The sequence below is a fragment of the Neisseria uirgultaei genome, assembly GCF_962719845.1.
Lineage (GTDB): Bacteria > Pseudomonadota > Gammaproteobacteria > Burkholderiales > Neisseriaceae > Neisseria > Neisseria bergeri.
In genome coordinates this window covers 41,718-57,315 of the sequence record NZ_CAUIYF010000008.1, presented here as the reverse complement: position 1 = coordinate 57,315, position 15,598 = coordinate 41,718, and the positions used below count along the sequence as shown (strand labels likewise).

The window sequence follows — 15,598 nt, the reverse complement described above, 5'->3', positions numbered from 1 at the left end:
TTTTATCGGAACGGAAGACCCCATCATGACCGCCATCAGCCCGATTCAAGACACGCAAAGCGCGACCCCGCAAGAATTGCGCGAATGGTTCGACAGCTACTGCACCGCGCTGCCGGACAACGATAAAAAACTGGTCTTAGCCGCCCGTTCGCTGGCGGAAGCGCATTACCCCGCCGATTCCGCCACGCCGTACGGCGAGCCGTTGTCCGACCACTTCCTCGGCGCGGCGCAGATGGTCGACGAACTCGACCTGCTGCCCGATGCCGTCGCCGCCACCCTGCTTGCCGACATCGGACGCTACGTCCCCGATTGGAATCTATTGGTTTCCGAACGCTGCAACAGCACCGTCGCCGAGCTGGTCAAAGGTGTGGACGAAGTACAAAAGCTCACCCACTTCGCCCGCGTGGACAGCCTCGCCACGCCCGAAGAACGCGCCCTGCAGGCCGAAACTATGCGGAAAATGCTGCTGGCGATGGTTACCGACATCCGCGTCGTGTTAATCAAACTGGCGATGCGTACGCGCACCCTGCAATTTTTAAGCAACGTTCCCGACAATCCTGAAAAACGTGCCGTTGCCAAAGAAACCCTCGACATTTTTGCCCCGCTCGCCAACCGCTTGGGCGTGTGGCAGCTCAAATGGCAGCTCGAAGATTTGGGCTTCCGCCATCAAGAACCCGAAAAATACCGCGAAATCGCCCTGCTTTTGGACGAAAAACGCACCGAACGCCTCGAATACATCGAAAACTTCCTCAATATCCTGCGTACGGAACTGAAAAAATACAATATTCATTTTGAAGTTGCCGGAAGACCGAAGCACATCTACTCCATTTACAAAAAAATGGTGAAGAAAAAGCTCACTTTCGACGGCCTGTTCGACATCCGCGCCGTCCGGATTTTGGTCGATACCGTCCCCGAGTGTTACACCACGCTGGGTATCGTCCACAGCCTCTGGCAGCCGATTCCGGGCGAGTTCGACGACTACATCGCCAACCCGAAAGGCAACGGCTACAAAAGTTTGCACACCGTCATCGTCGGCCCTGAAGACAAAGGCGTGGAAGTCCAAATCCGCACCTTCGACATGCACCAATTCAACGAATTCGGTGTCGCCGCCCACTGGCGTTATAAAGAAGGCGGCAAGGGCGATTCCGCCTACGAGCAGAAAATCGCCTGGTTGCGCCAACTCTTGGACTGGCGCGAAAACATGGCCGAAAGCGGCAAGGAAGACCTCGCCGCCGCTTTCAAAACCGAGCTTTTCAACGACACGATTTACGTCCTGACCCCGCACGGCAAAGTCCTCTCCCTGCCCACCGGAGCGACCCCCATTGACTTTGCCTACGCCCTGCACAGCAGCGTGGGCGACCGTTGCCGCGGTGCAAAAGTCGAAGGACAAATCGTGCCGCTGTCCACCCCGCTCGAAAACGGACAGCGCGTCGAAATCATTACCGCCAAAGAAGGGCATCCTTCCGTCAACTGGCTCTACGAAGGCTGGGTCAAATCCGGCAAGGCAATCAGCAAAATCCGCGCCTACATCCGCCAGCAAAACGCCGACACCGTGCGCGAAGAAGGCCGCGTCCAACTCGACAAACAGCTTGCCAAACTCACGCCCAAGCCCAACCTGCAAGAGCTTGCCGAAAACCTCGGCTACAAAAAGCCCGAAGACCTCTACACCGCCGTCGGACAGGGCGAAATTTCCAACCGCGCCATCCAGAAAGCCTGCGGTACGCTGAACGAACCGCCGCCCGTGCCCGTCAGCGAAACCACCATCGTCAAACAGTCGAAAATCAAAAAAGGCGGCAAAACCGGCGTGCTCATCGACGGCGAAGACGGCCTGATGACCACGCTGGCCAAATGCTGCAAACCCGCGCCGCCCGACGACATTGTCGGCTTCGTTACTCGCGAGCGCGGCATTTCCGTCCACCGTAAAACCTGCCCCTCTTTCCAACACCTCGCCGAACACGCGCCCGAAAAAGTGCTGGACGCAAGCTGGGCGGCGTTGCAGGAAGGGCAAGTGTTTGCCGTCGATATCGAAATCCGCGCCCAAGACCGCTCAGGGCTTTTACGCGACGTATCCGATGCACTCGCCCGCCACAAACTCAACGTTACCGCCGTGCAAACCCAGTCCCGCGACTTGGAAGCCAGCATGAGGTTCACGCTCGAAGTCAAACAAGTCAACGACCTCCCGCGCGTCCTCGCTAGCCTCGGCGACGTCAAAGGCGTATTGAGCGTTACCCGGCTTTAAATACAAAAATGCCGTCTGAAAGCCGAATATCGTTTCAGACGGCATTTTGATGAAAAATTTAGTTCTCAGGCAGTCCACCCCATTGGTTATCTTCGTTTACAGAAGCTTGACACCATAAAATAATCAACCAAATCCATCCAATAAGCGGAATAACTGAAATCAAATACCACCATCCCGATTTACCGGTGTCATGGAGTCGGCGTACACCAACGGATATTGTTGGAACAAGTACAGCAAGAGTAAAAAGAAAATATAAAATAGAGAAAATATCACCAAGACTCCTGCTAACTTCGACCATTATCCCAATAACAAGTAAAATAGCTACCTCTGCAACTGTTCTAAACAGCAAAAACCCCCAAAATTCTCTTTTAGAAGCACGACCTGAAAATTGAGCATACCGTTTGGTCAATGTTTCCAAGAACAAAGCAAAGAGAGAAAGCTGTCCATTTTCATTGCGAGTTTGGGAGGCATTTTGCAGAACGGTTGCAACCCCTCCGGTCGAACTTGCGCCCAAAGCTTTATAAACAGCTACCGCCTGCCCATCTTCATCAACATCAAAATCGACTTTCATCCCTCGTGTTGGTACGCCCTGTTCTTTCCATTCTTCGTTTTTAAATGGATAGCGTTTACCGTCCTCACTGCTAATCAAACCGCCAGCTTGAATCGAGAAATCTAAAATTTGACCTTTCATCGTTTTAAATTCCTTTAATTATTTATTTCCAAGATATATTCTTTGTTTTCTTTGTTCTGCCACCTGATGGAATAAGTAATGTCCTTACTGATTCTCGTCGTGGTCAGCGTAGCAGAACACACCCTGATTCCTGCTTCATTATTAGCTGCAGTCTCCTCTACATCATCCAATGAAACAAACTGACCGATAAAGAACGATTTCTGGTTAACAATCTTCTTCACCAAACCTTCCGCCTCGCTGGAACCACATGAAGGTAAACCACCCATACAACCCGTCAATAACATTGCTGGAAGGACTCCGGCAAAAATACCATTTCTGATTTTCATTTCCTATCCAAAAATAAGTGAGGTTTAAAAATAAGGTACAGTAAAGCTGTATTAAATATTGAATTAAAATATTTTTTAGCCAATAAATACATTAATACAATTTAAAAAGAGTCTGCCTGTCTCTAAGATTCATTTCATGAACATTAGCCACGCAATCAGATTCTTAAGGAAACAAAAGGGATGGACTCAGCAACAGCTTGCTGATTTTGCCAATACCTCAAAAAGTAATATTTCCAATCTTGAAAACGGTAACCAAGGATATAGCGAATCTATCCTAAAATATCTGTCAGAAGCCTTGGACTGTCCCGTTTCGTCTATTTTTCTATTGGCAGAAAGTTTAGAAAGACAGCAAAACAATACCGCAACAAATATGGAAGATATGCCCATCGAACTTATCTTCATGCAACTCCCCAAGCCTTTGCAGCAGTCGTTCAAATCCCTCATGATTCAGACACTGAAACAGACTTCTCAATAAAAGAATCAATTACCCAATATTTCAAAATACAAAAATGCCGTCTGAAAAGCGCAAGGGCTTTCAGACGGCATTGTTTTTCTGTTTGACGGCCTTAATCCAAAATCTTGCCGACGATTTCGCCTACGTCTTTCGACAATCCTTCCTGCGCCCGAATGCGCTGCAATGCTTGTTTCACCAAGTTTTTGCGGTGCGGTTCGAGCTTGTTGCAGAGATTGAACGCCTGCACTAGGCGGGCGGCGACCTGCGGGTTAAAGCGGTCGATTTCGATGACTTTGTCGGCGATGAAGCGGTAGCCGCTGCCGTCTTGTGCGTGAAAATGCGGGACGTTGCGGCTGAAGCTGCCGATGAGCGATCGGGCTTTGTTGGGGTTTTCGAGGCTGAATTTCGGATGCTGCAAGGCGGTTTGAACCTGTTGCAGGGTGTCGCTGCGGCGGCTTGAGCCGACGAGGGCAAAATATTTGTCCATCACCAGCGCGTCGTCTAAAAACTTGTCGGCAAACTGCGCCAGCAGGCGGTTGCGCGTATCGCTTTCGTTACCGTTGACGGCGGACAGGATGCCCCATTCGTGGGTCATGTTTTGCGCCATTTCGCCATATTTCTCGGCAACGGTTTCAATGTGCGCGGGGTCGGCGCGCAGGACGAAGGCGCGGCAGACGTTGCGCAGCGTGCGCCAGCCGGCGGCTTCGGGGCTGTACTCGTAGCTTTGGTTTTCCTGCTTCGCCGCCTGACGGTTCAATTCGTGCCATTTCGGCAGGAAGTGGACGGCAAGTGTATCCAACAAGGCTTCGCGAGCCTGATGGTAGCGCAACGGGTCGATGTTTTCCGTGCCGTCCCACAGTTCGGCTTCAGACGGAACGCCCAAAAGCAGGGCTTTGAAGGCGTTGTCCAAGAGGTCGTCTGAAATGACTTTTTCGACGGCGGCAAGCAGTTTTTCATGTTTCGGCAACTCGACGCCGTCTGAAAGCGCGGCAAGGTTGGCGGCGACGGCGCGGCGGTAGAGCGTTTGCGCGGCTTCCCAGCGCGTGAAGGCGTCGCTGTCGTGGGCAAGCAGGAGCAGCAGGTCATCGTCGCTGTACGGATAGTTCAGATGCACTGGCGCACTGAACCCGCGCAGCAGCGAGGGAACGACGGCTTCGGTTACGCCTTCGAGCGGGAAGGTCTGTTCGGCTTCGGTCAGCAGCAACACGGCTTCGGTCGCGCGTTTGCCCTGATAATCAAATGCCACCGCTTCGCCGTTGCGGTTCAGCAGCCCGATTTTGACGGGAATCATCATCGGCTGCTTGTCCGCCATATCAGGCGTGGGCGGCACGGTTTGTTTAATGGTCAACTCAAAAACATTGTTTTTCAGATGACCTTCCGCTTCCAAAACGGGCGTGCCCGCCTGGCTGTACCACAAGGCGAACTGGTCGAGATTGATGCCGTTCGCGTCCGCCATCGCCGCGCGGAAATCGTCGCAGGTAACGGCCTGGCCGTCGTGGCGTTGGAAATAGAGCTTCATGCCTTTTTGGAAGCCCTCTTCGCCGAGCAAGGTGTGATACATCCGCACCACTTCCGCGCCTTTTTCATAAACGGTCATGGTGTAGAAATTGTTCATCTCCTCATAGCTGGCGGGGCGCACCGGATGCGCGGTCGGGCCTGCGTCTTCGGGGAACTGGTGCTGGCGCAAAAGGCGGATGTTTTCAATGCGGCGCACGGCGCGGCTGGCGCGGTCGCCGGAAAACTCTTGGTCGCGGAACACGGTCAACCCTTCTTTCAGCGAAAGCTGGAACCAGTCGCGGCAGGTTACGCGGTTGCCCGTCCAGTTGTGGAAATACTCGTGTCCGACCACGGATTCGATGCCTTCGAAATCGGTATCGGTGGCGGTGCGGCTGTCGGCAAGGACGAACTTGGTGTTAAAGATATTCAAACCCTTGTTTTCCATCGCGCCCATATTGAAATCGCCCACGGCGACAACCATGAAAATATCCAAGTCGTATTCCAAACCGAATCGCGTTTCGTCCCACTTCATCGCGTTTTTCAGCGATTCCACAGCAAAGCCGACCTTGGGCTTGTCCGCTTCGGTGGTGTAAAACTCGATTTTGACGTTTCTGCCGCTCATGGTGGTGAAACGATCTTCCGTGACCGCCAAGTCACCCGCGACCAAAGCAAACAGATAGCTCGGTTTGGCAAACGGATCTTCCCATTTCACCCAATGGCGGCCGTCTGAAAACTCGCCGCCGTCGATTTTGTTGCCGTTGGAAAGCAAAACGGGATAGCGTTTTTTGTCCGCAACAATGGTGGTCGTGAATTTGGACATCACATCCGGACGGTCGATGTAGAACGTGATTTTGCGGAAGCCTTCCGGCTCGCATTGGGTAAACAGATTGCCGCCGGAAGCATACAGCCCCATCAGCGATTTGTTCTCCGCCGGCAAAATTTCGGTTTCCACTTCAACGGTGAAGCGTTCGGACGGCACGCCCGCAATCGTCAGCGTCTCGCCTTCCAACACATAATCTGCCGCCACGCCGTTGATTTTGACGGACAAGAGTTTCGCCGAACCGTCCAACACCAGCGGCTCCTCCACCCTCTGCGGCTCGACCGTCAAACGCGACTTCACAACGGTTTGCGGTTCGGCAATATCGAAATGCAGTTCGGTTTCAAGAATGCGGTAGGCAGGCGTTTGGTAATCTTTCAGATAACGGACGGTTTTGCTCATTTTTTTCTTTCAATATTGTTTGGTTTGACTGGAAAAGGCTTCAGACGGCATGGGCGCATCCCGCGTATGCCGTCTGAAGCCACAACGGCGGCACGGGCGCGCCGCCGGACAAGCGGTTTGAATTCAATCTTTATTCCCACGCGCGGACAAACTCTTCCCAATGCAGCTTTTCCACGACTTGTGCGGACAGGTAATTCCGCATCCGCTTGATTTCCATTTCGTATTCGTCCGCGTCCAGCCTGCCGCTGACCAGGCAGAAACGCAGGTACATCAGATAAGTGTTTGCCGCGTCGGTTTCGCAATAATTGCGGATTTCCTTCAGCCTGCCCGCGTGGAACGCCTCCCACACCTTGCTGCCGTCCATACCCAGCTTGCCCGGAAAACCGCACAGTTTCGCCATATCGTCCAGCGGCACATTCGCCCTCGGCTGGTAAAGCGCGAGCAAATCCATCAAATCGCAGTGGCGTTGGTGGTAACGGCTGATGTAGTTGTTCCATTTGAAATCGCGGCTGTCGCCGAAATCGCCGTCGCCCATATCCCAATAGCGCGCGGCGTTGATGCCATATATCAGGGAGCGGTAATGCAGAACCGGCAGATCAAAACCGCCGCCGTTCCAACTGACCAGTTGCGGCGTATGTTTTTCAATCAACTCGAAAAATTTAGCAATGACCACTTCCTCGCCGTCATCCATCTCGCCGATTGTACCGACATGGACTTTATCCTGCCCCCAACGCATGCAGCACGAAATCGCCACAACCTGATGAAGATGATGCTGCATAAAATCTCCGCCCGTTTGGGCGCGGCGTTTCTGCTGCGCGAACAGCACCACTTCGTCGTCCGGCAGGGAAGACGGCAAGTCATACAGCGTACGGATACCCTGCACATCGGGTACGGTTTCAATATCGAAAGCCAAAATCGTATTCATGGCAGTACCTTGCATTCAAAAACGGACTTGCGCCTATTGTGTCATTAAAAGGCGGATAAAAAAAGAGGCAACCCCCCACAGGATTGCCCCAATACCTCAAATCAGAGATTTACGCTTCACAAACAATACAGGCTTTCGCCTGCGGCTTTACCCGCGTAGCTCAACTCTACGCCGGCAAACTTTCGTTTCACCGTTTCCGATGAAACTCCGACCAATCGCAAGACTGACCGGAAAATCCTTTCAGACGGCATTGCTCCGCTGCGTCTGTAATTCTGTGTAGCGGAATGTACGCCTTTTTTCACACCTTGCCAAGTATTTTTTAAAACAGGGGAATCAAAATGCCTGATTTGGATTATTGCTTAAAATTATAAATAGACAAAATAAAATTCTATATATTTTTATAACTTGATATTAATTTAAATATTATATAAATTTTTAGCACAAAATATCTGACTATCTGTTTAATGAAAAAGGCTTATATGAGATGCTTGTTTACAACTTTATGTTTTTAAACAAATTTAATTTTAATATGTTAACCGGGTTTTCGGCATCCGCCCCCTTTGTTCGCGGAATAAGCCCTAAAACCTGATTTTGGTTTTTTGTCAATTTTAAAAAGCGTTGTTTTTACAAACAACTGAACCGTTAAAACCGTCCGGCAAATCCTGTTTGCACGACCCGTATTTCAAATTTCCAAAAACAATCAGGAATTTCGACTTGAAACGCCTGATTTGTTTTGTAATTTTATGTAGTCAGTAAAAATCGGGGCTGCCTTCCGGACGGGTTTTAAAACGCTTGTGCAGCCAGAAATATTGTTCCGGATATTCGCGCACCCTGTCTTCGATAAAACGGTTCATACGCTGCGCGTCGGCTTGCGCGTCTTCACTCGGAAAGGATTTCCAAGCGGGATAGAATTGCAATGTAACCGTATTGTCCGCCTCGCGGACGGGGATGGCGGGTATCACTTTTGCATTTCCAAGCGCGGCAATGCGGCTCAATCCAGTAATCGTTGCCGTCTGAATGCCGAAAAAATCCACAAAAACCGAATCGTTGCGTCCGAAATCCTGATCGGGCAGATACAGGAACGGCGCGCTGCTTTTGCGGAACTGTTTGACGAGGGCGCGCAGCCCTTCGGTGCGCCCGATAAGGAAGACGTTGTGATAGCGGTTTCGGCCTTTCAAAATCTGTTCGTCCAATATCTTGTTTTTTTGGTGGGAATACATACTGATCAGCGGGACATCCTGATTAAGCGCGTACACCGCCATTTCAAAAGCGGTAAAGTGCGGGTACAGGATGATGACTTTTTCCCCCGCCGCCAGCGCGTCGTCCAAATAATGCTTATTGCGGTAGCGCACCAGCGATTTCAGGCGTTTGGCAGGCGCGTACCAATATAAGCCGTATTCCAACATCAGTTTCGCCATGTGCCTGAAATGCTGTTTCAACACGGTTTTACGCTTTTCCTCACTCCATTCGGGAAAACATTTTGCCAAATTGATTTCCCCAACCCTTCGGCGGGGTTTGACCAGACGGTAGGCAAGCGAACCCGTCAGGTCGGCAATCTTGTGCAACAGCGCAAACGGCAGAAACTGCAAAACATACAGTACAAAAAATATAAATTTCATCTCGATACACATTTTCTTTTCAGATGGCAAAATACAAATGCCGTCTGAAACTATTGAAACCTTCCGCGCTTGACCTGCATCCCTGAAGGATTAAGTTTGGACGCAAGCCCATGGTTGCGCAAGGCGTGGGTCAGCGCGACGGCAAGACCGTCCGCCGCATCCGCCTGCGGCGTTCCCGAAAGCCCCAGCATCTGCACCACCATATGCTGCACCTGTTCTTTCGCTGCCTTACCCTTGCCGACTACCGCTTGTTTGACCTGCAAGGCCGTGTATTCCGAAACGGGCAGCTTATGGCTGACCAATGCCGCCAATGCCGCGCCCCTAGCCTGACCGAGCATCAGCGTCGATGCAGGGTTGACGTTGACGAACACCTGTTCCACCGCCGCCTGCTGCGGCTTGTAAACGGCAACGACTTCGCCGATGTGCCGGACGATGACGGCAATCCTGTCTGCCAATGCGGCATCGGCAGGCGTTTTGATGCAGCCGGAGGCGACGTAAAAATGATCGCGCCCCCTGACATCAATGACACCGAAACCCGTTACGCGGCTGCCCGGGTCGATGCCTAAGATACGGACGGTTGCCGACATATTCACAATAAACCGTGTTGAATCAGTTTCTTACGCAAGGTATTGCGGTTCAGCCCCAGCATCACGGAGGCTTTGGACTGATTACCGCCGCATTGCTCCATCACACACACCAGCAGTGGTTTTTCCACCTGATGCAATACCATATCGTACACGCCGCAAGGTTCGGTTCCGTTCAGGTCTTTGAAATATTGTTCTAAATTTTGTCTGATACATTGAGAAATATCGGGAAGGGTATGGGGCATAATTGCGCTTTCAAAGGATAATCAAGTGTTCAGAAGGCATTTGGGCGGTAGGCGCACGCCCAACGGTCGGTTTTTCCGGCAAGTCTTTCAAGATAACCTGCAAGCATGTCGTATTGCGCCGCCGCACTGTCCAAGCGGTTGATGTCGCGGCGCGCCTGTTCGCCGTCGGGCATCTCGCCGATGTACCAGCCTATGTGTTTGCGTGCGATGCGCACACCGGCGGTGTCGCCGTAAAACGCGTGCATGGCTCGGATGTGGTTCAAAATAGTGGCGGTGCATTCTGCCAAACTCAAGGAAGGCGGTAAAACACCATGTTCGGCATAATGTTTCAAATCGCGGAAGAACCACGGCCTACCTTGCGCGCCGCGCCCTATCATGATGCCGTCTGCGGCGGTTTGTTTGAGGACGGCTTGGGCTTTTTGCGGCGAAGTAATGTCGCCGTTAACCCAAACCGGGATGTTCAGACGGCATTTGGTTTCGGCAATCAGGTCGTAAGCCGCTTCGCCTTTGTACATTTGCGTGCGCGTGCGTCCGTGGACGGCAAGGGCGGCAATGCCGCAATCTTCGGCGATGCGGGCAACGGCAGGCAGGTTTTTGTGGTCGTCGTGCCAGCCCAAACGGGTTTTGAGGGTAACGGGAACGCCCGCCGCCTTGACCACCGCTTCCAAAATGGCGGCAACCAGCGGCTCGTTCTGCATCAGCGCGCTACCGGCTTGGACATTGCAGACTTTTTTAGCGGGACAGCCCATGTTGATGTCGATAACCTGCGCCCCGAGTCCGACGTTGTAGCACGCCGCATCCGCCATCTGCTGCGGATCGCTGCCGGCAATCTGCACGGCAACGATGCCGCCTTCATCGGCAAAATCGCTGCGGTGCAGGGTCTTTTTGGTATTTCTGAGCGTCGGGTCGCTGGTCAGCATTTCGCACACCGCCCAACCCGCGCCGAAATCGCGGCAGAGGCGGCGGAAGGGTTTGTCGGTAATGCCCGCCATCGGTGCAAGTGCGATGGGATTGTCGATAAAATAGCCGCCGATGTGCATAATGGGCCTGCATTTCAAAAAAGTGCGCCATTGTACATTTTTTAAGCAGGATTTCCAATCTCCGGACGCGCCCGCGATTGGGGCGGGCACCGTTTTATGGCATAATCCGCACACAGATTCCCTGCCCCGCCACTCACAGGAGGGCAGTTTATAGTGGATTAACAAAACCAGTACGGCGTTGCCTCGCCTTAGCTCAAAGAGAACGATTCTCTAAGGTGCTGAAGCACCAAGTGAATCGATTCCGTACTATCTGTACTGTCTGCGGCTTCGTCGCCTTGTCCTGATTTTTGTTAATCCACTATATTTCCCCGTCCTATCGGTTTCCCGTTTCAGACGACATAAGGTCTGAAAGAAAGACTACAATTATGAGTAATCCATTTTCCTCTTTAGGTTTGGGTACGGAACTCGTTTCCGCACTGACCGCGCAAGGTTACGAAAACCCTACGCCCATCCAAGCCGCCGCCATTCCCAAAGCACTCGCCGGTCATGATTTACTAGCCGCCGCCCAAACCGGCACGGGCAAAACCGCCGCCTTTATGCTGCCCTCGCTCGAACGCCTCAAACGTTACGCCACCGCCAGCACCTCGCCCGCGATGCACCCCGTGCGTATGCTCGTCCTCACCCCCACGCGCGAACTTGCCGACCAAATCGACCAAAACGTGCAGTCCTACATCAAAAACCTGCCGCTTCGCCACACCGTCTTGTTCGGCGGTATGAATATGGACAAACAGACCGCCGATTTGCGCGCCGGCTGCGAAATTGTCGTCGCCACCGTCGGGCGGCTGCTCGACCACGTCAAACAAAAAAACATCAGTTTGAACAAAGTCGAAATCGTCGTTTTGGACGAAGCCGACCGTATGCTGGATATGGGGTTTATCGACGACATCCGCAAAATCATGCAGATGCTGCCCCGCCAACGCCAAACCCTGCTCTTTTCCGCCACCTTCTCCGCACCGATACGCAAACTGGCGCAAGACTTCATGAATGCGCCCGAAACCGTCGAGGTTGCCGCCCAAAACACCACCAACGCCAACGTCGAACAACACATCATCGCCGTCGATACCATTCAGAAGCGCAACCTGCTCGAACGGCTGATTGTCGATCTGCATATGAACCAGGTCATCGTGTTCTGCAAAACCAAACAGAGCGTCGACCAGGTAACGCGTGATTTAATCCGCCGCAACCTGTCCGCACAGGCGATACACGGCGACCGTTCCCAACAAAGTAGGCTCGAAACACTCAACGCCTTCAAAGACGGCAGCCTGCGCGTCCTCGTCGCCACCGACATCGCCGCACGCGGTCTGGATATTGCCGAACTGCCCTTCGTCATCAATTACGAAATGCCCACCCAGCCCGAAGACTACGTCCACCGTATCGGGCGTACGGGGCGCGCCGGTGCGGACGGCGTGGCGATTTCCCTGATGGACGAATCCGAACAGAAAATGTTTGAGGCCATCAAAGAATTGACCGGCAACAAGCTGCTCATCGAACGCATCGAAGGCTTCGAGCCGCAATGGTGGGAACAGGGCGGCGCAAAACCGGAAAAAACCGGCACAAGCGAACCGAAACAGCGCAACCGCTACGAATCCGCCAAAGCGCAGCGCGAAAAAAACACCCGGCCGGAAAATACGGCAAACGATGCGGGCGCGGCCTGCGGGAAAATTGCCGGACGCAGCCGCCGAAGCCGCCGGGGACACCGGACGTGCGCCCTGCTCCAACCGCATTACGGCGTAAAATAACCCTGAAAATCAAATGCCGTCTGAACATTTCCGTTTCAGACGGCATTTTTCAAACCGGACTGACGCATTGGGCGCAACCACCCGCACCGGATAAATTTCTTCCGCAAACAGTTTCAGACGGCATTTGCTGCCTGTACAATATCATTTCCTTTTCCACTCAACCATCAGGATTTCCCAATGTCCACCCAATTCGATGTCGCCGTAATCGGCGCAGGTCCGGCAGGCTCGGTCGCATCCGCCCTGCTCCGCAAAAAAGGTTATCAAGTCTGCGTGTTGGAAAAACAGCACTTTCCACGCTTCGTCATCGGCGAAAGCCTGCTGCCGCACTGTATGGAAATGCTGGAAGAAGCCGGATTTGCCGATGCCGTGCGCGCCGAGCCCGGCTTTCAGTTGAAAAACGGCGCGGCGTTTTCGTGGGGCAGCCGTTATACCGAATTCGATTTCACCGATAAATTTTCAGACGGCCCCGGCACGGTTTACCAAGTGCGCCGCACCGTGTTCGACAAAATCCTGATTGAAGAAGCCGCCAAACAAGGCGTTGAAGTGCGTTTCGGGCACGGCGTAACCGCGTTCGACAATAGCGGCGATTTTGCCCGTTTGAGCGTGGAAACCGACACGGGCGAGAGCTATGAACTGACCGCGAAATTCGTCTTGGACGCAAGCGGTTACGGACGCGTGCTGCCGCGCCTGCTGGATTTGGAAACGCCCTCGCACCTGCCGCCGCGCCAAGCGCATTTCACGCACATCGACGACAACATTACCCACCCGAAATTCGACCGCAACAAAATCCTGATTACCACCCACCCGCAACACCGCGACGTGTGGATTTGGCTGATTCCCTTCGGCGACAACCGCTGTTCCGTCGGCGTGGTCGGCACGCCCGACAAACTTGCCGGCGAATCGGAAACGGTGTTGAAAAAATTTGTTTACGAATGCCCGATGCTGAACGAAATTCTGGACAAAGCCGTTTGGGAAAACGATTTTCCGTTCCGCTCCATCCAAGGCTATTCCGCCAACGTCAAATCGCTGCACGGCAGGCATTTCGCGCTGTTGGGCAATGCCGCCGAGTTCCTCGACCCCGTGTTCTCGTCGGGCGTAACCATCGCGCTGCACTCCGCCAAACTGGCTGCCGATTTATTGGCGAAGCAGCTTGAAGGCAGCACGGCGGATTGGGATACTAAGTTTACCGAACCCTTGATGATCGGCGTGGACACATTCCGCACCTATGTGGACGGCTGGTACGATTTCCGCTTCCAAAACGTCGTGTACGCGCCCGACCGCAGCCCGGAAATCAGCCGTATGCTTTCTTCGATTTTGGCAGGCTACGCGTGGGATACCGAAAACCCGTTTGTGGCGAAATCCGAACAACGCCTGACTGCCTTGTCAGAATGGGTCGGTCAGTTGGAAACCGAATAAATCCTGCCATACAAAATGCCGTCTGAATCCAAACGGGTTCAGACGGCATTTCCATTTCAACTGTTTTTATGATTATTCGGGACGCATCTGCGGAAACAAAATCACGTCGCGGATGGTTTGCGAATCAGTCAGCAACATGACCAAGCGGTCGATACCGATACCGCAACCGCCGGTCGGCGGTAAACCGAATTCCATCGCGCGGATGTAGTCGGCATCGTAATGCATCGCTTCGTCGTCGCCCGCGTCTTTTTGCGCCACTTGCGCTTTGAAGCGTTCAGCTTGGTCTTCGGGGTCGTTCAACTCGGAATAGCCGTTTGCCAGTTCGCGGCCGACAACGAACAATTCGAAACGTTCGGTCAGACCTTGTTTCGTATCCGAAGCGCGCGCCAACGGGGAAACTTCGACCGGGTAATCGACAATAAAGGTCGGGTTCCACAGTTTACCCTCGGCGCAACCTTCAAACAGGGCGAGTTGCAGGCTGCCGATGCCCGGGGACGGCGGCAGGCTTTCGCCGTGTTTGACGATTTCTTTTTTCAGCCATTCCGCATCGTTCAACTGCTCGTCGGTGTAGTGCGGATTGTATTTTTTGATGGCTTCGAGGATGGTCAAACGCTCGAACGGGCTTTCCAAATCGACTTCTTTGCCGTTGTAAGTGATGTTTGCCGTGCCGTTGACCGTGCGCGATGCGTTGCGGATGATGTCTTCCGCCATCTGCATCATACGTTCGTAGTCGGAGAAGGCTTCGTAAAATTCAATCATCGTAAATTCGGGGTTGTGGCGCACGGACATGCCTTCGTTGCGGAAGCTGCGGTTGATTTCAAACACGCGCTCCAATCCGCCGACCACCAAGCGTTTCAGATACAGCTCGGGGGCGATACGCAAATAAAGCGGAATATCTAAGGCATTGTGGTGGGTAACGAAGGGTTTTGCCGTCGCGCCGCCGGGAATCGGGTGCATCATCGGGGTTTCGACTTCGAGATAATGCTCGCCCACCATAAAATTACGCACGGATTGGATGATTTGGCTGCGTTTGATGAAGGTATTGCGCGATTCTCCGTTGGCAATCAAATCGACGTAGCGTTGACGGTATTTGGTTTCCTGATCGCTCAAACCTTTGTGTTTGTCCGGCAGAGGACGCAGGGATTTGGACAGCAGGCGGATGTCGGATACGCGCACGGTCAATTCGCCGTGGTTGGTTTTGAACAAAGTACCTTCCGCGCCGACGATGTCGCCCAAATCCCAATGGTTGAAGTCGTCCAAAATTTCTTGGCTCACGCCTTTGTTGTTCAGATAAAGCTGGATTTGTCCGGACACGTCTTGAATGGTGGCAAAACTCGCCTTGCCCATTTGACGCTTCAGCATCATGCGGCCGGCAATTTTGACGGGAACGGCTTGTGGATCGAGTTCTTCTTTGCTGATTTCACCGTATTGGGTGTGCAGGTCGGCGGCAAAACTGTCGCGTTTGAAATCGTTAGGGTAGGCGTTGCGCTGTTGGCGGATGTTGTGCAGTTTTTCGCGGCGCAGGGCGATGATTTGGTTTTCGTCCAACTGCGGCTCGGTTTGCGGATGGTTTTGTTCGCTCATGGTATTTTCCGGAAAAATAA

At 53.0% G+C, this 15,598-nt stretch carries 13 protein-coding genes; 4 read left to right on the top strand and 9 right to left on the bottom strand.

All coding sequences use genetic code 11. The features are described from left to right. Positions 1 to 25: 25 nt before the first annotated feature. Positions 26 to 2,239: a RelA/SpoT family protein gene (locus tag Q9J32_RS06585; protein WP_301883210.1), complete on the top strand. Its 2,214-nt coding sequence runs from the start codon at positions 26 to 28 to the stop codon at positions 2,237 to 2,239. A gap of 58 nt (positions 2,240 to 2,297) precedes the next feature. Here Q9J32_RS06585 and Q9J32_RS06580 read toward each other — a convergent pair whose 3' ends face one another. Continuing rightward, positions 2,298 to 2,930, bottom strand: a complete 633-nt coding sequence (locus Q9J32_RS06580) for a DUF805 domain-containing protein (RefSeq protein WP_301883211.1) — start codon at positions 2,928 to 2,930, stop codon at positions 2,298 to 2,300. A 14-nt stretch (positions 2,931 to 2,944) separates the two neighbouring features. Further along, positions 2,945 to 3,256, bottom strand: coding sequence for a hypothetical protein (locus Q9J32_RS06575; RefSeq protein WP_301883213.1), 312 nt, complete (start codon positions 3,254 to 3,256; stop codon positions 2,945 to 2,947). 136 nt (positions 3,257 to 3,392) lie between these two features. Here Q9J32_RS06575 and Q9J32_RS06570 point away from each other — a divergent pair, with 136 nt between their 5' ends. Continuing rightward, complete coding sequence (locus Q9J32_RS06570) at positions 3,393 to 3,731, top strand: helix-turn-helix domain-containing protein (RefSeq protein WP_003752276.1); 339 nt, start codon at positions 3,393 to 3,395, stop codon at positions 3,729 to 3,731. Positions 3,732 to 3,822: 91 nt separating this feature from the next. On the opposite strand, the gene pepN is transcribed toward Q9J32_RS06570, so the two are convergent. The 6 genes from pepN to dusB all read right to left on the bottom strand — a co-directional run bounded on the left by pepN (position 3,823) and on the right by dusB (position 10,839). Beyond that, positions 3,823 to 6,426 (bottom strand): aminopeptidase N, encoded by a 2,604-nt coding sequence (gene pepN / locus Q9J32_RS06565; protein ID WP_301883216.1) that lies wholly within the window; start codon positions 6,424 to 6,426, stop codon positions 3,823 to 3,825. 130 nt (positions 6,427 to 6,556) lie between these two features. Beyond that, positions 6,557 to 7,351 (bottom strand): 3'-5' exonuclease, encoded by a 795-nt coding sequence (locus Q9J32_RS06560; protein ID WP_301883218.1) that lies wholly within the window; start codon positions 7,349 to 7,351, stop codon positions 6,557 to 6,559. Between the two features lie 749 nt (positions 7,352 to 8,100). Then, the gene (locus Q9J32_RS06555; protein WP_301883219.1) at positions 8,101 to 8,970 is read right to left on the bottom strand and encodes a lipid A biosynthesis lauroyl acyltransferase; all 870 of its coding nucleotides are present in this window, start codon (positions 8,968 to 8,970) and stop codon (positions 8,101 to 8,103) included. A gap of 50 nt (positions 8,971 to 9,020) precedes the next feature. Next, entirely contained in the window at positions 9,021 to 9,557 is a 537-nt protein-coding gene (gene ruvC, locus Q9J32_RS06550) for a crossover junction endodeoxyribonuclease RuvC (RefSeq protein WP_301883222.1), read from the bottom strand. A 2-nt stretch (positions 9,558 to 9,559) separates the two neighbouring features. Then, positions 9,560 to 9,799, bottom strand: a complete 240-nt coding sequence (locus Q9J32_RS06545; protein ID WP_002213092.1) for a Fis family transcriptional regulator — start codon at positions 9,797 to 9,799, stop codon at positions 9,560 to 9,562. Between the two features lie 29 nt (positions 9,800 to 9,828). After that, positions 9,829 to 10,839: a tRNA dihydrouridine synthase DusB gene (gene dusB, locus Q9J32_RS06540; RefSeq protein ID WP_301883301.1), complete on the bottom strand. Its 1,011-nt coding sequence runs from the start codon at positions 10,837 to 10,839 to the stop codon at positions 9,829 to 9,831. A gap of 365 nt (positions 10,840 to 11,204) precedes the next feature. Here dusB and Q9J32_RS06535 point away from each other — a divergent pair, with 365 nt between their 5' ends. Next, the gene (locus Q9J32_RS06535; RefSeq protein ID WP_301883224.1) at positions 11,205 to 12,578 is read left to right on the top strand and encodes a DEAD/DEAH box helicase; all 1,374 of its coding nucleotides are present in this window, start codon (positions 11,205 to 11,207) and stop codon (positions 12,576 to 12,578) included. A 177-nt stretch (positions 12,579 to 12,755) separates the two neighbouring features. Then, on the top strand, positions 12,756 to 13,994 hold the full coding sequence (locus Q9J32_RS06530) for an NAD(P)/FAD-dependent oxidoreductase (RefSeq protein WP_301883227.1): 1,239 nt from the start codon (positions 12,756 to 12,758) through the stop codon (positions 13,992 to 13,994). Between the two features lie 72 nt (positions 13,995 to 14,066). Here Q9J32_RS06530 and lysS read toward each other — a convergent pair whose 3' ends face one another. Then, positions 14,067 to 15,578, bottom strand: coding sequence for a lysine--tRNA ligase (gene lysS, locus Q9J32_RS06525; protein ID WP_301883228.1), 1,512 nt, complete (start codon positions 15,576 to 15,578; stop codon positions 14,067 to 14,069). Positions 15,579 to 15,598 lie beyond the last annotated feature (20 nt).